The sequence below is a fragment of the Citrobacter sp. RHBSTW-00986 genome (assembly GCF_013783065.1).
In the GTDB taxonomy this organism is placed as follows: Bacteria; Pseudomonadota; Gammaproteobacteria; order Enterobacterales; family Enterobacteriaceae; genus Citrobacter; species Citrobacter braakii.
In genome coordinates this window covers 4,453,700-4,474,913 of record NZ_CP056200.1, presented here as the reverse complement: position 1 = coordinate 4,474,913, position 21,214 = coordinate 4,453,700, and the positions used below count along the sequence as shown (strand labels likewise).

Here is a 21,214-nt window from a genome sequence, read left to right as displayed (position 1 = left end):
TTAGGGTACGGAATGAACAGTATAAAGAGATCGTATGGATAAAAAAACAGCCTCCGGGCGGAGGCTGTTGCAGAACAGTTACGTAAACGGACTAACCCATCGCGCTTTCGCGCAGGCTGGCTTTCAGCTTGGTGTACTCATCAATGACATACTGCTCGGCAGCGCGCTGATCGGCAATGCGTTCAACGTTAACGGCACAGTACTTGTACTCCGGCGTTTTGGTAATCGGGCTTAAGTTCTCGGTTACCAGCTCATTACATGCGCCAATCCACCACTGGTAGGTCATGTAAATCGCGCCTTTGTTTGGACGATCGCTGACTGCTGCACGGGTAATGACCCGGCCTTTACGCGAGTTAACCCACACCAGCTCTTCATCCTGGATGCCCAGGCGTGCTGCGTCGGCGGTGTTGATCTGGGCATAGCCCGGTTCATCCGCCAGCGCGGCCAGCGCCGCACAGTTACCGGTCATCGAACGGCAAGAGTAGTGGCCGACTTCACGCACCGTAGACAGCACCATCGGGTACTCCTCAGTGAGTTTGTCGATTGGCGCTACCCAGTCGCAGGTAAAGAACTGCGCCAGGCCGTTCGGGGTATCGAACTTCTCTTTGAAGAGATAAGACGTACCCTGGTCGGTTTCTGAGGTGTCGCGGCAAGGCCACTGGATATAGCCCAGTTCGCCCATTTTCTCGTAAGTGGCACCGTAGAAATCCGGGCACAGATGACGCAACTCATCCCAGATTTCCTGGGTGTTGTTGTAGTGCATCGGGTAGCCCATACGGGTGGCGATTTCACTGATAATCTGCCAGTCCGTTTTCAGATCCCACTTCGGCTCAACGGCTTTAAAGAAGCGCTGGAAGCCACGGTCAGCCGCGGAGAAGACGCCTTCATGCTCGCCCCATGACGTAGACGGTAAAATAACGTCTGCGGCAGCGGCAGTTTTGGTCATGAAGATATCCTGCACGATGACCAGTTCCAGATCCTCAAAGCCTTTGCGCACTGCGGAGAGTTCAGCATCGGTCTGTAATGGATCTTCACCCATAATGTACGCCGCGCGGACTTCGCCATGCGCCGCACGGTGCGGCAGTTCACTGATGCGATAGCCGGTATGTGCAGGCAGACTTTCCACGCCCCAGGCTTTAGCGAACTTCTCGCGGTTAGCCGGATCTTTCACATACTGATAGCCCGGATAAGTATCCGGTAGCGCGCCCATGTCGCATGCGCCCTGAACGTTGTTCTGGCCACGAACCGGGTTAACGCCCACGCTTGGCTTACCGAGGTTGCCGGTCAGCATTGCGAGGCTGGTCAGTGAACGCACGGTTTCCACACCCTGATAGAACTGGGTAACACCCATGCCCCACAGGATGGCCGCGCTTTTTGCCGTGGCGTACATACGAGCAGCCTGACGAATATCCTGTGCGCTAACGCCAGTGATATCTTCGACGGACTCCGGCGTGTAGCCTTCGACAATCTTGCTGTACTCTTCGAATCCTTCGGTACGGGAGGCGACGAACGCCTGGTCGTACAGTTTTTCTTCGATGATGACATGACCCATAGCGTTGAGCAGCGCGATGTTCGAGCCGTTTTTCAACGCGATGTGCATATCGGCAATACGCGCGGTTTCAATTTTGCGCGGATCGCAGACGATAATTTTCGCCCCGTTACGTTTAGCGTTAATCACGTGATTCGCCACGATCGGGTGGGAATCCGCTGGGTTGTACCCGAAGATGAACACTAAATCTGTGTTATCAATTTCATTGATAGCATTACTCATTGCGCCGTTACCGACCGATTGGTGCAGACCTGCAACCGAAGGGCCGTGTCAGACGCGAGCGCAGCAGTCAACGTTATTGGTACCAATAACGGCGCGCGCGAATTTTTGCATTACATAGTTGGTTTCGTTACCCGTACCGCGAGATGAACCGGTCGTCTGAATAGCGTCCGGGCCATACTTCGCTTTGATGGCGCTCAGACGAGTGGCGACGTAATCAAGCGCTTCATCCCAGGAAACGGATTCCAGTTTGCCGCCACGCTGGCGACGGATCATTGGGGTTTTCAGACGAGGGGTCAGGATCTGGGTATCATTGATAAAATCCCAGCCATAGTAGCCCTTCAGACACAAGGTACCCTGGTTGGTTTTCCCCTGCGCCGCTTCAGCCCGGACGATTTTGCCGTTATCGACCACCAGGTTGATTTTGCAACCTGATGCGCAATATGGGCAAACCGTGACGACTTTTTTCATCGGTCTCGCTCCAGTTAATCAAATCACGCATACGCGCTTGTCGCTTGAGTTATGCATCTTTTATGCCATGTTTTTATCAGGGGCATTAGTCGATATTACGGGCGAATTTTGCGCAAAACCCTGACGAAAAACAGGCTGTCGTCATATTTGACGTGACGAATCTCCAATACGTGACGGCCCGGCAGTGTGACCGAGGTTATGTTTCCCACACATCCTTGTGCCTTATCGCTGTCACTCTGTGCAGAATCAATCACACTCATTTAAGTTGGCCAGAAATGGGGAAAAACAATGAAGCCAGCCATACTGGTTGTGGATGATGACATCGCTGTCTGCACGCTTTTACAGGATGTGCTGAGCGAACACGTCTTTGCAGTGACCGCATGTCACACCGGGCAGGAGGCGCTGCGCTGCATTGAGACTCAGCCGGAAATCGCTCTGGTATTGCTGGACATGATGTTGCCTGATATTAACGGTCTGATGGTGCTGCAGCAGGTGCAAAAGATCAGACCCGGATTACCGGTGGTGATGCTGACCGGGCTTGGCAGCGAGTCGGATGTGGTTGTCGGGTTGGAAATGGGCGCTGACGACTACATCGGTAAACCGTTCAATGCGCGGGTGCTGGTGGCGCGGGTAAAGGCGGTACTCAGACGCGTCGGCGTGTTAACGGCAGAAAGTGGCAGCCCGCAAACCACGGGGCTTTCTTTTAACGGTTGGCATCTCGATACCGCCGGTTGCCAGTTACATAATCCTCAGCAACTGAAGGTGGAGTTGACGCAGGGGGAATACAGCCTGCTGCTGGCGCTGGCCCAAAACGCCCGCCGGGTACTTAGCCGAGAACAGTTGCTGGAACTGACGCGCAGCGACAGCGTTGAGGTGTTTGACCGCACCATTGACGTGCTAATCATGCGGTTACGGCGAAAAATAGAGAACAACCCGCATCAGCCGATGCTGATCAAAACCCTGCGCGGGCTGGGCTATGTGTTTGCCGCCGACGTTCAGCATCATGATAAGGCGGCGTAAACGTCTTATCCGGCTTACAAGGACGCTATATCGGCTTTTAACTCTGCCAACGTTTTCGCGCCGTCTATCGCGTTGGCGCACAGCAAACTGGCCCGTGCGCAGGCGTGTGCCAGCCTGACGCTGTCCGTCAGCGACCAGCGTTCATGACAGCCATACAAAAATCCGGCGCAAAACGCATCTCCCGCCCCGACGCTGCCAACGATCTCCTCCGGCGCCAGATACTGTGACGGGATCCAGACGCCCGGCAGATCCGGCGCTTCACCCCAGGCGCCTTCCGGACAGTGGATAACCACCCGCTGGCGTACGCCCGCATTCAGCAGTTCGCGCGCAGCGGTGGCGATGTGCGCAATATGCAACTCCCCGTTGGGCAGGCGGATCTCCAGCCCGCTGAATTCCCCGGCTTCCAGCTCGTTAATTACCAGATAGTCGAGATGGCGCAGGGCTGGCATCACCAGCGGCTGATAGCGCGGGTCGCCCTTGCGTGAAACCAGATCCAGTGATGTTTCAAAGCCGTTGTCGCGCATTTGCGCCAGCAGCCGTGCGCTACGCGTGCCGTACTCCTCATCCGGCATGTCCAGACTGTCGAGCAGCAGCAGATAGCCAAGATGGAAGATTTTCATCGAGGTATCCAGTTGCTCAAAAGCGGGCAGATCCAGCAGCCGGTTGGCACCGGGCGAGTGGAAAAAGGTGCGCTGACCGCTGGGATCGGTCATCACCTGTGACATCGACGTGGGGGCGAAAGTCGTGCGCTGCACATGCTGGCGATTAACATGATACTGCTCCAGCATCGCCATGATGTAGTCGCCGTCGCTATCCTGACCGATTAACCCCACCGCCTGCAGCGGCAGTCCGGTGTGCATTTTCGCCAGCGTCAGCAGTACGTTCAGCGGCGCACCGCCCGTCGCGCGTTCGCTACGGATGATTTCCGCCAGCCAGCCGCGTTCCGGCCACTGCACAATTTGATGCACATGATCGACCAGCATGTTGCCTGCGGCGATAACGCCTCTGCGTTCCATCAGACCCGTCCCGCGCTGCCAAAAATACGCATCTGTTCTGAAACGGTATCGGTAATGGCCTCTTCAATGGCGAGCAGCAGTTCGGCGAATTCGTCGTACAGGGGCTGACGATTCGCTATTCTTGTCTCTACTGCCGACAGCGCCGCCTGCGACATGCCGGTATAGAAGTTGATTTTGTGAATGCCGAGTTCAATTGCGCGCTTGAAATCGTCGTTGCTAATGCCGGAACCGCCGTGCAGTACCAGCGGGATCGCCGCCTGCTGGCGAAGGGCGTCAAGACGCGGAAAGTCGAGCTCCGGTTCGCCTTTATATTTGCCGTGTGCATTACCAATGGCGACCGCCAGCGCGTCAATCCCGGTTCTGTCGACGAAATCACGCGCCATCATCGGGTCGGTAAATAGCGACTCGTCGGCATGACCATACAACGCGCCGCCCTCATCGCCTCCCACCGCGCCCAGTTCGGCTTCCACCGATACGCCGACGGCGTGACACATCTTCACCACTTCGCGGGTTTGACGAATATTTTCTTCATACTCTAGCGTGGAGCCATCAAACATCACTGAACTGAAACCTAAGCGCAGTGCCCGAACCACCGACTCAAAGTGCAGGCCGTGGTCAAGGTTCAGCACTACCGGAATGTCATGCCGCGCGGCTTCGAACTTGACCGCTTCGACCAGAGAATCCAACGAGATATATTTAAAATGCACCTCGGCGATGTTGATGATAAACGGCGAACGTTCCTGCTTTGCTGCGGCAAACAGCGCGCGCAGGAAGTGTGAGTCCAGAACGTTAAACGCCCCTAAGGCATAGCGGTGCTCGCGGGCATGGGCAAGGCCATCGGCGAGAGATATCAACGGCATAATGCGCTCCTTGGTTAGCGGAACAGGCGATACTCATTACACAGCACCAGCTGCGCCGGTTCGTCTTCTTCAATGTCGTTATAGCGGGCGATCGGTTGCAGAAAGTGGTTATCGTGGTCGTCGTCATTAACAGAAGAAACCTCGCCGACCAGCACGTCGCCAAAACCTTCTTCCGCCCAGAAGCTGTGATACAGGCCCGGCGGCAGGCAGATGCTTTCACCCGGCGTCAGGCGCAGTTGACTGCCTGCCGCATGGGTTTGCCGACAGCCGTCAATCACCACGCTCACGTCGCTGTCCTCCGTTTGTTCTCGGAGCCCCGCATTCCACAGTTCCACAATTAAATTACCGCCGCCGCGATTGATAATGTCTTCGCGTTTGCGCCAGTGAAAATGCATCGGCGTGACCTGTGCATCGCGAACATGCATGATTTTCTCGGCGTAGCATTTCTCGTAAGGCATTCCTTTCGGCGAGCCATTACGCAGGGTAAACAGCCTTAACCCTTGCGCGGCGAAATTGTTGCCGCCAAACGCGGTGACATCCCAACCGAGCTTAAGGTCGAAAACTTCGCTCCAGGCGGCGGGATCAAGCTTGCGCCATTGGGTCGGCGGGAAACTGGCGAAAGGGGGGAGATGCACGTCGTGCTGAGAGAAAAACTGGCGCGTGTGGCCCAGTATCTCGTTGATAGCGGAACGTTTCATCGGCAGAATCCTCCTTAATATCATGCCGGATGGCGCTGCGCTTATCCGGCCTACAAAATCATACCGATCTTGTAGGTCGGATAAGGCATTTTTGCCGCCATCCGGCGTTGTTGTGGCGGGTTATTTCACCGTCCAACCCTTATAGCTGCCGACGTTGTTTTTATCGATCATCGTCACCGGGATCAGTACGGGCTCTTTCGGGGCGGGTTTCCCCTGCAATATGTCATAGCCGATTTCGACCGCTTTGGCAGCCATCACCTGCGGATCTTGTGCAGGCGTCGCCACAAATAGTGAGTTTTCCCGCTTCAACGCTTCTTCAGCGTCTGGCGATCCGTCTACGCCGACAATAAAGAATTCGCTACGTTGTGCCTGTTTTGCTGCCAGATCGGCACCGATCGCTGTAGGATCGTTAATGGCGAATACGCCGTCGATCTTCGGATTCGCCGCCAGCAGCGCGGTCATGATCTCCAGTCCGCCTTCGCGACTGCCTTTGGCGTTTTGGTTATACGACAGCACCTTGATATCCGGGTGGCGTTTAAACTCGGTCTGGCAGCCTTCCACGCGGTTCTGGACGGCGGAAACCGGCGGCCCGTTGATAATGACGACGTTGCCTTTCCCTTTCAGACGGTCGGTAATGTATTTACAGGCCATTTCACCCGCCTGGGTGTTATCGGAGGTAATGGTCGCATCTGCGCCTTCCGCCGCTACGTCAACGGCAACCACTACAATCCCTGCGTCTTTCGCGCGTTTTACCGCTGGGCCGATGCCTTTGGAGTCGGCGGCGTTAAGAATAATCATGTCGACCTTGGCGGCAATAAAGTTGTCGATTTGCGACACCTGTTGTCCCAGATCGTAGCCGCTGGAAACCAGCGTCACTTTAACGCTATCACCCGCCAGTTTGCGTGCTTCCAGCTCCGCGCCTTTGGTGATCTGCACGAAGAACGGGTTGGCCAGATCGCCCACCGTAACGCCGATCGATTTCAGTTCTTTTGCCTGCACAAACGGAGCTGCAGCAAGCAGTGCGCCAGCACAGAGCGCGGTGACTAAGGGCTTCAATCTCATGCTGTATTCCTCGAAGTAAGATGTTGTTGTTATGCACTTTGATGGTGTCGGGTACGGTATTTGTCGATCAGTACCGCTATGATGATCACCGCCCCTTTGATCACCAGTTGCCAGAAATAGGAGACGCCCATCAGCGTCATGCCGTTATTGAGCGTGGCGATAATCAACGCCCCTACCAGCGTGCCGGTGATGGTACCGATCCCCCCAACAAAGCTGGTACCGCCGAGGATCACCGCCGCGATGGCGTCCAGCTCGTAACCCATGCCTAAGTTGCCGTTGGCGCTGTATAGCCGCGAGGCGCTCATCACCCCGCCAAGACCTGAGAGCACACCGCTCATACCGTAGACGAACAGCAGCACCAGCCACACTTTGATACCGGTTAAACGAGCGGCCTGCATATTGCCGCCGACCGCATAAATATGAACGCCGAGTGTGGTGCGCCTAAGAATGAACCAGCACATCACCACCACCGCCAGCGCAATGACCACTAGCCACGGAACCGGACCAAGATAGTTGTTACCGATCCACTCAAAGCTGATATTGGAATTGATCACCGTCGTGCCGTCGGCCAGCAGATAGGCCGCGCCGCGCAGCGCCGTATACGTTCCAAGCGTGACGATAAACGGTGGCAGTCCGGCAAAAGCAACCAGCGCGCCGTTAAACAACCCCAGCACCAGACCGAGCATCAGCGCCGCCGGAATCGACAGCATGGCAAACTCAGGGATCAGCGAAACGACCATAGCCGCGACGGCGGTGGTGCCGAGAATCGAGCCAACCGAGAGGTCGATCCCGCCGGTCAAAATAATGAAGGTCATGCCAGCCGCCAGCACGATGTTGATCGACGCCTGGCGGGTAATATTCAACAGGTTGCTTTCGGTAAAAAAGTTTGGCGCGATAAAGCCAAACACCGCCACTATCAGGATGAGAATCGGCAAGATGCCGACCGTTTGCATCAGATCGCTCATCAGCAATTTTTTCGCGGAGGCGGATTTCGCCACCTGCTGGGGAGTGGTTGGATTATTCATGGGACACCGCCTGATGATGGGAGTCGTTCACGCCGGTTGCCAGCGTCATAATATTTTCCTGGGTAATACTTTGCCCGTTCAGCTCACCGGCAATGCTGCCTTCCCGCATGACGTACACGCGATCGCTCATACCGACAACTTCCGGCAATTCGCTGGAGATCATCAGGATCGCCACGCCTTTGCGCGCCATGTCGTTCATGATCCGGTAGATCTCGCTTTTGGCGCCAACGTCTACGCCGCGCGTGGGTTCATCGAGGATCAAAATGCGTGGGCCGATCGCGACCCAGCGAGAAATCAGCAGCTTTTGCTGATTACCGCCGGACAGCCCGCCCGCGCGTACCTGGGCGTGCGGAACGCGGATGTTGAGCAATTGGATGGCGTCATCGGAAATAGCCTGCGCCTTTTTGCGATCGAGCATGCCCCAGTTGGCGTCACGTTCCAGCGTCGCCATGGTGATGTTCTCTGCTGCCGCCAGCTCTAAAAACAATCCCTGCTCTTTGCGGTTTTCCGTCAGAAAGCCAATGCCGTGGTCAATCGCCTCGCGAGGGGAGTGGATCACCACCGGTTCACCGTCTACTTCAATCATGCCGCCGATGGCTTTACGCACGCCAAAAATCAACTGAGCCAGTTCAGAACGCCCGGCGCCGACTAACCCGGCAAGTCCGACGATCTCCCCGGAGCGCACCAGCAAACTGCACGGCTGGACTTTATGGCCGTCGGTCAGGTGGTGGACGTTGAGGCGCGCTTTACCTAAGGGAATATCGCGCTCTTTGTTGAACAAATCGCTTAACGGTCGGCCCACCATCATGCGCACCAGCTCAGAGGCGTTGAGTTTGTCGCGGGTCAGGCTGCCAACATATTGTCCGTCGCGCAGGACGCTGACGCGGTCCGAGAGTTCATACACCTCCGCCATGCGGTGGCTAATGTAGATAATCGCCATCCCCTCATCGCGCAGGCGCATGATCAGTTCAAACAAGCGGTGGGTTTCACGTGAGGAGAGGGCGGCAGTGGGTTCATCCATCACCAGAATGCGGCTGTTACGGTGCAGGGCGCGGGCGATTTCCACCTGCTGCTGTTCGGCGATGGTCAACGTCATCACGCGATCGCTGGCCTTAAACTGGGCGCCGAGCCGGTCGATGACTTTTTGCGACTGCATCAACATCTCTTTACGTTGGACCAGACCGCCGCGCGACAGCTCGCTGCCAAGAAAGATATTTTCCGCCACCGTCAGGTTCGGCGCGAGCTGCATCTCCTGGTAAATCAGCGTGATGCCTGCGCTGAGCGCGTCTTTTGGCCCGCGAATGTGAAACGGCTGACCGTCGATCAGGATCTCACCGCTGGTGGCCGTATACGCGCCCGCAAGGATCTTCATCAGGGTGCTTTTCCCCGCGCCGTTCTCACCCATCAGGGCATGAATCTCACCCGGCCAGACCGTTAAGTCGACCCCTTTCAGCGCGTAAAATTTACCAAACGCTTTGGCAATGTTGCGCATCTCCAGAACCGGTGTCCTGCTCATAGCGGATCTCCTGTGGGGTGGCCGATATCAGCAGTCCATCACAGGAATGTAAATGCAAAATGTCAGAAGCCGTTCATATTTGTCATATTGCGATTTTTCTTCACGGAGCGTGATATGCCGCAACCAGGACGTCACTTTTTCGCCAGTGCGCGCGGACGATTGCTGTTCTTCAATCTGCTGGTGGTGACGGTCACGCTGATGGTAAGCGGTGTGGCGGTGCTGGGGTTTCAGCATGCCAGTCAAATCCAGGAACAGGTGCAGCAGCAAACCGTTGACGACATGACCGGCAGCATGAACCTGGCGCGGGATACGGCGAACGTGGCGACGGCGGCGGTGCGGCTGTCGCAGGTGGTCGGCGCGCTGGAATACAAAGGTGAAGCGGAGCGGCTGCAGGAGACGCAACGGGCGCTGAAGCATTCGCTGGAACAGCTGGCTACCGCGCCGTTGGCGCAGCAGGAGCCGGCGCTGGTCGAGCGTATTATCCAGCGCAGCCAGGAGCTACAAAGCAGCGTGGAAGGTATGCTGCAGCGCGGGCAACGGCGACATCTGGAACGTAACGCCCTGCTCAGTTCGCTGTATCAGAATCAAAGTTATTTACGTCATCTGCAAAAGCTGACCGGCGCGCAGGATGACGTGCTGCTGGGGCAGATAGACCGCTTAATTGTTGCCGCCATTGAAACACCCACGCCGCGTTCGGTGGTGAAACAACTGGACGGCGTGATGCCCGCGCTGCCTGTGCAAAATAGCAGTCCGCTGATTACCAACATCCTCACCGACTTCAACCAGGAGTTGCATAAGCTGGAGCCGCTCTCTTCTGCGCTTGAGCAGAGCGATTTGGCGATCAACTGGTATATGTTTCATATCAAAGCGCTGGTGGCGATCCTCAACAGCGATATCAACCGGTATGCTTCGCAGGTGGCGCTGATCTCCGAACAGCGGGTAGCGCAAAGCCATCAGGAACTGCAATCTGGCGCGTTGTTTATTTTGGTATTTGCGCTGTTGGCGGTGGTGATCACCGGTTTTGCCGGCTGGTATATCTACCGTAACCTCGGTTCTAACCTGACGGCCATTTCGCGGGCGATGACCCGGCTGGCGCATGGTGAATCGGACGTTAGCGTCCCGGCCCTACAGCGGCGCGATGAGCTGGGCGAGCTGGCCCGCGCCTTTAGCGTCTTCGCCCGTAATACGGCATCGCTGGAGCACACCACCCGACTGCTAAAAGAAAAAACCAGCCAGATGGAAATCGACCGCACCGAGCGCCAGGGGCTGGAGGAAGCGCTGTTGCACAGTCAGAAACTGAAGGCGGTAGGGCAACTGACGGGCGGATTAGCGCATGATTTCAATAACCTGCTGGCAGTCATTATTGGCAGCCTGGATCTGGTGAACCCAGACTCTCCTGACGCGCCACGGGTCAATCGGGCGCTAAAAGCCGCCGAGCGCGGGGCGCTCCTTACCCAGCGGCTGCTGGCCTTTTCGCGCAAACAGTCGTTGCATCCTCATGCGGTGGAGCTGAAAACGCTGCTGGAAAATTTGGGCGAACTGATGCGCCACTCTCTTCCGGCTACGTTGACGCTGGAGATTGAAGCCCAGTCTCCCGCCTGGCCCGCGTGGATTGATGTCAGCCAACTGGAGAACGCCATTATCAATCTGGTGATGAATGCCCGTGACGCCATGGACGGGCAGGCGGGCACGATTAAAATCCGTACCTGGAATCAGCGGGTCACGCGCAGCGATGGGCGTAAGCAGGATATGGTGATGCTGGAAGTTGCCGACCAGGGAGGCGGGATGTCGCAGGAGGTGAAAGCTCAGGTCTTCGAGCCGTTTTTCACCACCAAACAGACCGGCAGCGGCAGCGGGCTGGGGCTGTCTATGGTCTACGGTTTTGTGCGCCAGTCCGGTGGCCGCGTGGAGATTGAAAGCGCTCCTGGGCAGGGAACGACGGTCAGATTGCAGCTTCCTCGCGCGGTTGTGCCGGTGCAGACACCGGTGGAGACAATCGCACAGCACACTCCGACTCGCGGTGAAAAACTGGTGCTGGTTCTCGAAGATGAAGCCGATGTGCGCCAGACGTTATGTGAGCAATTACACCTGCTGGGCTACCTGACGTTAGAGGCCGCCAACGGCGAACAGGCTATGCATATGCTGGCGGCTTCATCCGAGATTGATATTTTTATCAGCGACTTAATGCTGCCCGGCGGTTTAAGCGGTGTGGATGTGGTTAATCATGCGCTGGCACATTATCCACAACTGAACATCCTGCTGATTAGTGGCCAGGATTTACGTCCGGCGCATAACCCGGCGCTGCCGGATGTGGCGTTATTGCGTAAGCCCTTCACTCGGGGAGAACTGGCGCAGGCACTGCGGCATTCGCGTAATTGAGATTCCTCCGCTACCCGCGCAAATACGCTTTGATTACCGTGGGGCGAGTTTCTTGATGAGGCTGGTTTTATGCAACGCTCCGCGACATTCTTACTTTTCACTCTGCTGATGATGACCACCGTATCGGCGCAGGCCGATATTATCGATGACGCCATCGGCAATATTCAGCAGGCAATTAACGACGCATACAAACCGGACAGCGGGCGGGATTATGACGACTCTCGTGATGAAAGCTGGCAGCGACAGATGAGTGACGATCGTCGCAGGCAGTATGATAATCGCCGCCGCCAGTTTGAAGACCGCCGCCGCCAACTGGATGACCGCCAGCGCCAGCTCGATCAGGAACGGCGTCAGTTAGAAGACGAAGAGCGCAGAATGGAAGAAGATTATGATCGTTAGCGCAATCTTTCGCTGGCAAGGTTATAGGGAGCAGAGACCTGTTAACAAGTGTTTTAGTGCGATGTAAACCTACCTCAGCACAATCTCCATTCCGTCATACCCGGCTTCAAGCCCTGTCGGTAGCGGATTCTCCATCATCCACAAATCAAACTGATGACTGATATGCGTCAGGATCACCCGTGGGCAGCGGATAACCTCGTTCAAGGCGATAACGGTATTTACATCGCTGTGATTGCGCGGCGGCTCGGTGCGCGGGGCGTGGCTGCAGTCGATGATAATCACCTGAGGCTGGTTATTGTGGAGAAACTTCAGCGTCTTGTCGGGAAGTCCGGCGGTATCGGAGAGCCACGCCACGCGGCTGTGCGCGGTCTCCAGCAGATAGCCAAACGTCAGCTTTGAATGGTTGAGCGGGAGTGGCGTCACCTGCAACCCTTGCAGGTTAAACACCACGAATGGCGCGACGGTATGGCTAAAATCGAGGATGCCAGGGTGCTTAAACAGATCGTCGCATCCCTGTTCATCCGGCGGACCGTACACCGGGATAGTCGCCCCCACGCCCCAGCGCAGCGGAAACAGCCCCTGCACGTGATCCATATGGTAGTGGGTGAGCAGAAACTGCTGGAAGCTGCCTGCTGGCCAGTCGTCCATCAGATGCGGGATCCCCGCGTCCAGCAGCGTCACCGCATTGTTAAATTTGACCACCCCGCTACAAGGGCGTCGACGGTATTGCGCCTGTAAGCGTGCTCGTTGGCAGGCCGCACAGTCACAGCCAAATGCCGGCACCAGTTGCGCGCCGCCGGTTCCCGTCAGCGTAATGGTCAGACTCATGGCTCCCCCTACAACGGTTTGGTGAAGCGAAAATGGCTCATGGTATAGCCTTCGCGCTGGTAAAAGCGGTGCGCGTCAAGGCGTTGGGTACTGGTAGAAAGCTCGGTTATTTCTGCGCCCGCTTCGCGCGCGGTGGCTTCAGCCCAGGCCAGTAACTGACTACCCACTTTTAGTCCTCGTGCCTGTGGCATCACCACCAGTTCCTGGATCTCGCCAATCCAGTTGGCGTGGTGCAGATGAAACTGCAGGTGCAGACCGATCAAGCCGATGACCTGTCCGTCGAGCAGCGCCAGCTGGTAGTGCATATTGGGATCTTGCAGATTTGCGGCGTAGCCGGCGCTAAAGGCCTGCAGGTCGAATTGGCCCTGTTTCAACTCACAGATAAGCGCGTAAACCGCATCGGTATCGTATAGCGTGGCGCGGCGTAATTCACAGACAGACATGTTTCTTCTCCTTGCGTCCCATCAGTGTGAGCAGTGTATCGACAGACTGTAGCAAACTTCCATCATTGTTCAGGACGTGGCAGTCATATGGCGTGTAGCGTGCCGCGCGTTCAAGGCGGGCAGCGATTTCCGTTTCGCTCTCCCGTCCACGTGCCTGCAGGCGCTGGCGTAAAATGGCCGGGGAAACCTGTAAGCAAATGGGAAGTAAAGAAGCGCCGTAACGGGCCTGCGCCTGGGGCAGATGCGCGCGCGAGCCGTTGACCACCACATCAAAACCGGCGTGTAGCCAAAGGTCAATCTCTACGCCGACGCCGTAATAGAAGCCGTTAGCGTGCCAGCTCAGCGCCAGCAGGTTCTGCCCGGCGCGGGTAAAAAACTCTGGTTCGCTGAGGGCAATATGGTTTTCATTCCCGGCGTTGGCGGCGCGGGTGATGTAACGGTGCGCCACCAGCAGTTGCGCAGGTTCCTGCTGGCGAAGTTCTGCCAGTAGACTGTCCTTACCGGAGCCGGACGGCCCCATCAGCCAGATCAGTTTCCCCATAGTCAGAATACCCTTTTGCCCTGACGCCAGACGTGGTCGATATGGATGTGATCGCCTTTGCGATGCGCCAGCACCAGATCCGCGCGTTTACCTTCGGCTACAACGCCACGATCGTCGAGATTTAATGCCCGCGCCGGATTGCGGGTCACCAGACGAATGGCCTGCGGCAGCGTAAAGCGGTTGGCGTCATCGTCCGCCACGCGAAATGCCGCATCGAGCAGGCTGGCGGGGTAGTAGTCGGAGGAGAGAATATCCAGCAGCCCCAGCTCAGCCAGCTTATGCGCCGCCACGTTGCCGGAGTGAGAACCGCCGCGCACGATGTTGGGCGCGCCCATCAGCACGTTCATGCCATGCTGGCGCGAGGCCTCTGCGGCGGCAAAAGTAGTAGGAAATTCGGCGATCACGCTGCCAAGTTGATGCGATTCCAGCACATGATCGCAGGTGGCATCGTCATGGCTCGCCAGCGCTATCTGGCGCTCACGACACATCTGAGCAATCGCTGTGCGGTTGGGTTGCGACCAACGTGCAGCCAGAGCTAACTGTTCTTCTTCGTAGCGGGCCATTTGCTCGTCGGTAAGTGAATACTTGCCCTGATAGTACTCGCGGTACTTCTCGCGATTGGCAAACTGACGCTGGCCGGGGGAGTGGTCCATCAGCGATACCAGCGTCACCGGCTCACGACTGACCAGTTTTTCAAACAGCGGTAGGGTGGTGTGATGCGGCAGCTCGCAGCGCAAATGCAGGCGGTGCTCGGCGCGATTGACCCCGCGCTTTTGCGTCTCTTCCACCGCGTTGATCATCTTCTCCAGATTTTCCAGACGGTCGCCACCGTCGCGCACATCGCCAATCGCCACCGCGTCCAGCACGGTGGTAATGCCGCTGGCGACCATCAGCGCGTCGTGGCTGCTCATCGCCGAGTGGGCGGGCCAGTCTACCTTCGGGCGCGGGGTGAAAAACTTGTCGAGATTGTCGGTATGCAGCTCGATAAGCCCTGGCAGCAGCCAGCCGCCTTCTCCGTCCATCGCTTGGGCCAGTTGGCTCTGACTTTCGGCAAAGGCGCGGATCGTTCCGCCCTCAATTTCCAGCGATCCTTGCACCACTTCATCTTCCAGCACCAGCTTTACATTATTGATAATCATGCTGTTGTTCCCATCAGGTGCAGGCGATCCGCGACGCGGTCGCGCACGGTTTGATCGTGAAAAATACCGACAATTGCCGCGCCGCGGGCTTTCGCTTCTTCAATCAATGCGACGACGGCGGCGCTGTTTTTGGCGTCCAGCGAGGCGGTGGGCTCATCGAGGAGTAGAATCGGGTAATCGACGATAAACCCTCGGGCGATATTGACGCGCTGCTGTTCGCCCCCGGAAAACGTCGACGGCGCCAGATGCCACAGCCGCTCCGGCACGTTCAGGCGGGTAAGCAGGTTAGCCGCTTTGGCTGCGCACTCCTCGCGTGACACGCCGAGATCCAGCAGCGGCTGCATCACCACATCCAGCGCAGAAATCCTTGGGATCACGCGCAGGAACTGGCTGACCCAGCCGATGGTTGAACGGCGAACTTCCAGCACTTTACGCGCCGGAGCCTGCACCAGATCGACCCATTCGCCGCTGTGGCGGATGTGGATGTGTCCTTCATCCGGCAGGTAGTTGGCGTACAGCGAACGCAGCAACGTGGATTTGCCGCTGCCAGAGTGACCGTGCAGCACCACGCATTCGCCGTTTTTAACTTCCAGCGTGGCGTCTTGCAGCACCGGCAGACGCACGCCGTTTTGCTGATGCAGTACAAAGGTTTTACTGACGTTTTCAACGCGAATCGCGTTCATTTTTAGCCTCTTTAAGCATTTTTGCGTTCGATTGCCTGATGGCGCTTCGCTTATCAGGCCTACAACCGATGCCGATCCGTAGGCCGGGTCGCGAAGCGCCACCCGGCAAGACAAAATCAGTTTTGCAAAACAGATGACACCAGCAACTGGGTATACGGATGATGCGGGTCGTCGAGTACGCGGTCGGTTAACCCACTTTCCACCACCTGACCCTGCTTCATCACCAGCAAACGGTCGGCCAGCAGGCGCGCTACGCCCAGATCGTGGGTGACAATAACCACTGCCAGATCCAGTTCCACCACCAGGCCGCGCAGCAGGTCCAGCAGTTTGGCCTGTACGGAAACGTCCAGACCGCCGGTGGGCTCGTCCATAAACACCAGTTTGGGATGGGTGACGAGGTTGCGGGCGATCTGCAGTCGCTGCTGCATGCCGCCGGAAAAGGTGGTTGGCAGGTCGTCGATACGCGAGGCCGGGATCTCCACTTCTTCCAGCCAACGCTGCGCGGTGGCACGGATGTCGCCGTAGTGGCGCGCCCCGGTGGCCATCAGGCGTTCGCCGATATTGCCGCCAGCGGAGACCTGACGGCGCAGGCCATCCAGCGGATGCTGATGCACCACGCCCCATTCGGTGCGCAGCAGACGGCGACGGTCGGCCTCGTTCATGCCGTACAGCGAACGGTTCTGATACAAAATCTCACCGCTCTGCGGCGTTAGCCGTGAAGAGATCGATTTCAGCAGCGTGGTTTTGCCGGAACCGGACTCGCCTACGATACCCAGCACTTCGCCAGGCCACAGGTCAAAAGAGACATCGCTGAAGCCCTTGCCCGGCGCGTAGAGATGGGTCAGGTTGTTGACTGAAAGCAGCGGTTGCGTCATTTGCTGAGGGCCTCACTCTGTTGGCGGCAGTAGTCGGTGTCGGAGCAGACAAACATGCGTTTGCCGGTGTCATCGAGCACCACTTCATCGAGATAGCTGTGGGTTGAGCCACAGATGGCGCAAGGCTCATCCCAGCTCTGCACGGTAAACGGGTGATCGTCGAAATCGAGGCTTTCCACGCGGGTGTAAGGTGGAACGGCATAGATGCGTTTTTCGCGGCCTGCGCCAAACAGTTGCAGGGCCGGCATCATGTCCATCTTCGGATTGTCGAATTTTGGAATTGGCGACGGGTCCATGACGTAGCGGTCATTGACCTTCACCGGATAGGCGTAAGTGGTGGCGATATGGCCGAAGCGGGCGATATCTTCATACAGTTTCACCTGCATGATGCCGTACTCTTCCAGCGCGTGCATGGTGCGGGTTTCCGTTTCGCGCGGCTCGATAAAGCGCAACGGCTCGGGGATCGGGACCTGGAAGATAATGATCTGGTCTTCCACCAGCGGCGTTTCCGGGATGCGGTGGCGGGTCTGGATCAGCGTCGCGTCTTCCGTGCGCTCGGTGGTGTTCACCCCGGTTACGCGTTTGAAGAAGTTGCGAATCGACACGGCGTTAGTGGTGTCATCTGCGCCCTGGTCAATTACCTTCAGCACGTCCGGCTCGCCAATCACGCTGGCGGTGAGCTGAATACCGCCGGTTCCCCAACCGTAGGGCATCGGCATTTCACGTCCGCCAAACGGCACCTGGTAACCGGGGATCGCCACCGCTTTCAGAATCGCGCGGCGAATCATGCGTTTGGTCTGCTCATCAAGATACGCAAAGTTGTAGCCGGAGAGGTTAGTGGTCACGGGTGGCCTCCTGTTGCAGGCGTTTGAGCAGTTCCAGCTCGGCCTGGAAATCGACGTAATGGGGAAGTTTGAGGTGCGAAACAAAACCCGCCGCCTCGACGTTATCCGCATGCGCCAGCACGAACTCTTCGTCCTGCGCCGGTCCCGTGACCGATTCATCGTATTCGGCTGCCTGTAGGGCGCGGTCCACCAGCGCCATCGCCATCGCTTTACGTTCGCTCATGCCGAACACCAGCCCGTAGCCGCGGGTAAAATGGGGGGATTCGTTTTCTGGCGCGACAAAACCGTTGACCATTTCACATTCGGTCATCAGCAATTCACCGACGTTCACCGCAAATCCCAGCTCTTCCGGTACGGTTTCCAGTGCCACATAGCCGCTGCGGATTTCGGCGGCAAACGGGTGATTACGCCCGTAGCCGCGTTGGGTGGAGTAGGCCAGCGCCAGCAGATATCCCTCATCGCCGCGCATCAGCTGTTGCAGACGTGAGGCTCTTGAACAGGGGTAAACCGGTGGCGTGCGGGTAATATCATCCGGCTGCGCGCCGTTATCCTCTTCACGCTTTGCCAGTCCCTGGTTGGCCAGCAGGGAAAAGACGTGCGGAGAGGCGTCCTGCGCGTCGTCTGCGCTGCGCAGGGGTGGCGTTTCGCCATTGGCCAGCAGGGTAAAATCCAGCAGGCGATGGGTGTAGTCATAAGTGGGACCTAACAACTGCCCGCCGGGAATATCCTTGTAGACCGCAGAGATTCGGCGCTCAAGGCGCATTTCTGCACTGTTAACCGGTTCGCTGACCGCCACCTTTGCCAGCGTGGTGCGGTAGGCGCGGAGCAAAAAGATGGCTTCGACGTTATCGCCGCTGGCCTGCTTCAGCGCCAGCGCGGCCAGTTCGCGGTCGGCGATGCCGCCTTCGGTCATCACCCGGTCGACGGCCAGGTTCATCTGTTGTTCGATTTGCGCCACGCTCAGTTCAGCAATGGTCTCATTGCCCCGGCGTCGGTTTTCCTGCAGGGCGTGGGCGTTGGCAATCGCCTTTTCGCCCCCTTTGACGGCGACGTACATCAGCACACCTCCACATGGGTAGTTCGCGGAATAGCCAGCAGGCGTTCGCCGCAGGTGAGGATCAGGTCGACCCCCAGCGGGAACGGATGCGGGCGTTCGGTGAGTTCGTGAATCAGGCATTCCGGTAGCTGTGGCGCGATCATGCGCTCTTCAGCGATACCGGCGCCGGTCAGACGCAGCATGCGTCCACCGCTTAAGCCAGAGACCTGCACAATCAGCGTGGCGCTGGTTTCTGGCGCGACGGCGGAACCGGCGGAGAGGGCGTTAAGCTGTTCGCTGCTGATGCGTTCGTCGGCGACGGCAAAGGCCGCCAACTGCGGCTGATCCACCAGCGGCGCGTTGGTGTGAAAACGCAGATTCTGCCGGGCGATATCATTATCCATCGACGGCGCCAGCCAGACCGGCGTGTCGCCATCGACCAGGGTCAGTAGCACGCTGGTGGTTGCCAGGCCCAGTGGCTGCCAGCCGTGTTTCAGTTGATGCAGGGCGACGATCACGCCCGGCTCACTCATGGCCTTCAGCAGGCGACGAAAGCTCTGCTGAGCATCCTGAACGGGTAAATTAAAAGCGGTTTGTAAGGTCATGCGTTATCTCCGCGTACCAGCGTGAAGAAGTCGACCCGGCTGGCGTTGACTTCGGCACGGCGCGCGCTAATCAGCGCATCGCGTTCCGCTTCCAGCGGGGCAATTAAGGTTTCCATTAGGCTCTGGAAATGCGTTTGTTCCTGCAGCAGTGCGTCAATGACCGCACACTGCTCGGCGTGTTGTTTGTTGCGGCCCAGCAGGTAGCTGTAGCCCAGCGTGCCGCTCTTCAGGCGTACCACTGCGCGGGTAAGCGTGGTATCACCGGCAAAGAAGCGGTTGCCGGTGCCGCCCATGCGAGCCTGGAGCTGCATCAGTCCGCTTTCCGGTGCGCGGATAAGTTCATAGTCTGGCGTCAGTTTGAGCGCGTGGATGCGGGCGTTCAGGGCATCGGCATTGCTGTAAGCCAGCGCGCGCATCCAGCGCTGGCGGGTCGCGGTCTCGAAATGCATTCAGTGCTCCATAGTGAATTCGATCATGTCGGCGCGGGTCAGGCTGACGGAGTATTCCGCCGCGTGTTCTTCGCCTTCACGGTGGTTCAGGGTGCGCACGCACAGCAGCGGCGCCATATTGGGGATTTCCAGCACTTTGCTCTCTTTAGCCTGTGCGCGGCGGGCGCTGATGCGCGTTTGTGTGCGCAGGAGCGTCAGACCGGACTGTTCGCGCAGGTAGTCGTGCAGTGAGCCGTTGTTAAAGCCCTGCAGCAGCGGCCATAGCGTGAGGTCGGAAAAATAGTGGTCGATCTGGCACAGTGCGATACCGTTTACCCGACGCAGGGTGCGCAGATGAATCACGTTATCGCCCTCGTTAATGCTGAGCGCATCGGCAATGTGGCTGGAGGCCGGGCGCAGCACCGCCAGCAGTTTTTCGCTGGTGGGGTGGCTGCCCTGGTCCAGCAGGTTCTGGCTAAAGCGCGCCTGGGCATTAAGCGGGTAATCGAATGGGCGCATCAGCACCAGTACGCCGACGCCCTGGCGACGCTGGACCCAACCACGCTCAACCAACTGGTCAATAGCGCGGCGCAGGGTGTGGCGGTTTACCTCGTAGCGCGCGGCAAGCTGATGCTCGGCGGGCAGATAGTCACCGCAGCGATAATGATGACGAAGCTCCTGCTCAAGTCTCGCGGCAATTTCCTGATAACGCGTTGGATAACTGGTCGGATGTGTAGACAAGTGCATAGCAATCAATGCCTCGCTAATCAGATAAAGTGCTTACGCAAACGCTGGGAAAGGAAATCCAGCAGGCTGACGGTGACGATGATTAACACCATCAGGGCGCAGGTTTGCTGGAACTGAAAGCCGCGAATCGCCTCCCATAAAGTCACGCCAATACCGCCCGCACCCACCATTCCGACCACCGTGGCCGAGCGGACGTTGGATTCAAAGCGATATAGCGAGTAGGAGATAAGCAGCGGCATGACCTGTGGCAGAACGCCGTACAGAATCTCTTCAATTTTGTTGGCCCCAGTGGCGCGAATGCCTTCTACTGGACCAGGCTCAATGGCTTCTACCGCTTCCGAAAGCAGCTTGGAGAGCACCCCGGTGGTGTGGATAAACAGTGCCATTACCCCGGCGAACGGACCTAAACCCACGGCGACCACGAACAGCATGGCGAAGACCATTTCATTGATGGCGCGGCAGGCGTCCATCAGGCGACGCATCGGCTGGTAAATCCACCACGGTACGAGGTTATCGGCGCACATCAGGCCAAAGGGAATCGACAGCACAACGGCGAGGGCGGTACCCCAGACGGCAATTTGCAGGGTGACGGCCATTTCACCGAGATAGTCCTGCCACTGACTGAAGTCTGGCGGAAAGAAGTCGGCGGCGAAGGTCGCCATATTGCCGGAATCCTGGATCAGCGTGAGCGGAGCCATTTCGGCACCTTTCCACGAGACCACCAGCACGGCGAGAAGAATGGCCCAGCTCAGTAGTGAGAACCAGCTACGTTTGGGCGGGGCGACGGTGATGGTTTGCATGTTTAGCTCCGTGCGTAGGTTTATCGCCGG

The 21,214-nt window shown here is 57.7% G+C and carries 22 protein-coding genes; 3 read left to right on the top strand and 19 right to left on the bottom strand.

Annotation, left to right across the window (positions count from 1 at the left end; genetic code table 11):
- Positions 1 to 91 precede the first annotated feature (91 nt).
- Positions 92 to 2,239 (bottom strand): formate dehydrogenase subunit alpha, encoded by a 2,148-nt coding sequence (fdhF, locus tag HV345_RS21580; RefSeq protein ID WP_081000494.1) that lies wholly within the window; start codon positions 2,237 to 2,239, stop codon positions 92 to 94.
- A gap of 288 nt (positions 2,240 to 2,527) precedes the next feature.
- Here fdhF and HV345_RS21575 point away from each other — a divergent pair, with 288 nt between their 5' ends.
- Entirely contained in the window at positions 2,528 to 3,259 is a 732-nt protein-coding gene (locus HV345_RS21575; RefSeq protein WP_016155458.1) for a response regulator, read from the top strand.
- A 14-nt stretch (positions 3,260 to 3,273) separates the two neighbouring features.
- Here HV345_RS21575 and HV345_RS21570 read toward each other — a convergent pair whose 3' ends face one another.
- From HV345_RS21570 to HV345_RS21545, 6 genes are all read right to left on the bottom strand, one after another.
- Positions 3,274 to 4,278 carry a carbohydrate kinase family protein gene (locus tag HV345_RS21570; RefSeq protein ID WP_085951088.1) on the bottom strand — a complete coding sequence of 335 codons (1,005 nt, stop codon included), beginning with the start codon at positions 4,276 to 4,278 and terminating at the stop codon, positions 3,274 to 3,276.
- Entirely contained in the window at positions 4,275 to 5,135 is an 861-nt protein-coding gene (locus tag HV345_RS21565) for a ketose 1,6-bisphosphate aldolase (RefSeq protein ID WP_181636042.1), read from the bottom strand. The genes HV345_RS21570 and HV345_RS21565 overlap by 4 nt, the downstream gene beginning before the upstream one ends.
- Positions 5,136 to 5,149: 14 nt before the next feature.
- The gene (locus HV345_RS21560) at positions 5,150 to 5,833 is read right to left on the bottom strand and encodes a D-lyxose/D-mannose family sugar isomerase (protein WP_181636041.1); all 684 of its coding nucleotides are present in this window, start codon (positions 5,831 to 5,833) and stop codon (positions 5,150 to 5,152) included.
- Between the two features lie 120 nt (positions 5,834 to 5,953).
- Positions 5,954 to 6,895, bottom strand: coding sequence for an ABC transporter substrate-binding protein (locus HV345_RS21555; protein ID WP_019077849.1), 942 nt, complete (start codon positions 6,893 to 6,895; stop codon positions 5,954 to 5,956).
- A gap of 29 nt (positions 6,896 to 6,924) precedes the next feature.
- A complete protein-coding gene (locus HV345_RS21550; RefSeq protein ID WP_016155386.1) occupies positions 6,925 to 7,920 on the bottom strand; it encodes a hypothetical protein in 996 nt (331 codons plus the stop codon).
- The gene (locus tag HV345_RS21545) at positions 7,913 to 9,436 is read right to left on the bottom strand and encodes a sugar ABC transporter ATP-binding protein (protein ID WP_181636040.1); all 1,524 of its coding nucleotides are present in this window, start codon (positions 9,434 to 9,436) and stop codon (positions 7,913 to 7,915) included. Before HV345_RS21545 ends, HV345_RS21550 begins: the two co-directional genes overlap by 8 nt.
- A 114-nt stretch (positions 9,437 to 9,550) precedes the next feature.
- Between HV345_RS21545 and HV345_RS21540 the strand changes: the two genes are divergently transcribed.
- Positions 9,551 to 11,815: a hybrid sensor histidine kinase/response regulator gene (locus HV345_RS21540; RefSeq protein WP_181636039.1), complete on the top strand. Its 2,265-nt coding sequence runs from the start codon at positions 9,551 to 9,553 to the stop codon at positions 11,813 to 11,815.
- 69 nt (positions 11,816 to 11,884) lie between these two features.
- A complete protein-coding gene (gene yjdP / locus HV345_RS21535; RefSeq protein WP_016155470.1) occupies positions 11,885 to 12,214 on the top strand; it encodes a DDRRRQL repeat protein YjdP in 330 nt (109 codons plus the stop codon).
- 69 nt (positions 12,215 to 12,283) lie between these two features.
- Here the strand turns inward: yjdP and phnP are convergent, their stop codons facing one another.
- The 12 genes from phnP to phnE all read right to left on the bottom strand — a co-directional run bounded on the left by phnP (position 12,284) and on the right by phnE (position 21,184).
- Positions 12,284 to 13,042: a phosphonate metabolism protein PhnP gene (gene phnP, locus HV345_RS21530; protein WP_181636038.1), complete on the bottom strand. Its 759-nt coding sequence runs from the start codon at positions 13,040 to 13,042 to the stop codon at positions 12,284 to 12,286.
- Positions 13,043 to 13,050: 8 nt separating this feature from the next.
- Entirely contained in the window at positions 13,051 to 13,485 is a 435-nt protein-coding gene (gene phnO, locus HV345_RS21525) for an aminoalkylphosphonate N-acetyltransferase (protein WP_181636037.1), read from the bottom strand.
- Positions 13,472 to 14,026 carry a ribose 1,5-bisphosphokinase gene (gene phnN, locus HV345_RS21520; RefSeq protein ID WP_016155392.1) on the bottom strand — a complete coding sequence of 185 codons (555 nt, stop codon included), beginning with the start codon at positions 14,024 to 14,026 and terminating at the stop codon, positions 13,472 to 13,474. The genes phnO and phnN overlap by 14 nt, the downstream gene beginning before the upstream one ends.
- A 2-nt stretch (positions 14,027 to 14,028) precedes the next feature.
- On the bottom strand, positions 14,029 to 15,165 hold the full coding sequence (gene phnM, locus HV345_RS21515; protein WP_016155393.1) for an alpha-D-ribose 1-methylphosphonate 5-triphosphate diphosphatase: 1,137 nt from the start codon (positions 15,163 to 15,165) through the stop codon (positions 14,029 to 14,031).
- Complete coding sequence (gene phnL / locus HV345_RS21510; RefSeq protein ID WP_047499592.1) at positions 15,162 to 15,848, bottom strand: phosphonate C-P lyase system protein PhnL; 687 nt, start codon at positions 15,846 to 15,848, stop codon at positions 15,162 to 15,164. Before phnL ends, phnM begins: the two co-directional genes overlap by 4 nt.
- A gap of 116 nt (positions 15,849 to 15,964) precedes the next feature.
- Positions 15,965 to 16,723 (bottom strand): phosphonate C-P lyase system protein PhnK, encoded by a 759-nt coding sequence (phnK, locus tag HV345_RS21505; RefSeq protein ID WP_003844769.1) that lies wholly within the window; start codon positions 16,721 to 16,723, stop codon positions 15,965 to 15,967.
- Entirely contained in the window at positions 16,720 to 17,511 is a 792-nt protein-coding gene (phnJ, locus tag HV345_RS21500) for an alpha-D-ribose 1-methylphosphonate 5-phosphate C-P-lyase PhnJ (RefSeq protein ID WP_049259807.1), read from the bottom strand. Before phnJ ends, phnK begins: the two co-directional genes overlap by 4 nt.
- Positions 17,512 to 17,557: 46 nt before the next feature.
- The gene (locus HV345_RS21495) at positions 17,558 to 18,625 is read right to left on the bottom strand and encodes a carbon-phosphorus lyase complex subunit PhnI (protein ID WP_181636036.1); all 1,068 of its coding nucleotides are present in this window, start codon (positions 18,623 to 18,625) and stop codon (positions 17,558 to 17,560) included.
- On the bottom strand, positions 18,625 to 19,209 hold the full coding sequence (gene phnH, locus HV345_RS21490) for a phosphonate C-P lyase system protein PhnH (protein WP_003031824.1): 585 nt from the start codon (positions 19,207 to 19,209) through the stop codon (positions 18,625 to 18,627). Before phnH ends, HV345_RS21495 begins: the two co-directional genes overlap by 1 nt.
- Positions 19,206 to 19,658, bottom strand: a complete 453-nt coding sequence (gene phnG, locus HV345_RS21485) for a phosphonate C-P lyase system protein PhnG (RefSeq protein WP_181636035.1) — start codon at positions 19,656 to 19,658, stop codon at positions 19,206 to 19,208. The genes phnH and phnG overlap by 4 nt, the downstream gene beginning before the upstream one ends.
- Positions 19,659 to 20,384 carry a phosphonate metabolism transcriptional regulator PhnF gene (phnF, locus tag HV345_RS21480; protein ID WP_016155477.1) on the bottom strand — a complete coding sequence of 242 codons (726 nt, stop codon included), beginning with the start codon at positions 20,382 to 20,384 and terminating at the stop codon, positions 19,659 to 19,661.
- 20 nt (positions 20,385 to 20,404) lie between these two features.
- The gene (gene phnE, locus HV345_RS21475; RefSeq protein WP_016155398.1) at positions 20,405 to 21,184 is read right to left on the bottom strand and encodes a phosphonate ABC transporter, permease protein PhnE; all 780 of its coding nucleotides are present in this window, start codon (positions 21,182 to 21,184) and stop codon (positions 20,405 to 20,407) included.
- Positions 21,185 to 21,214 lie beyond the last annotated feature (30 nt).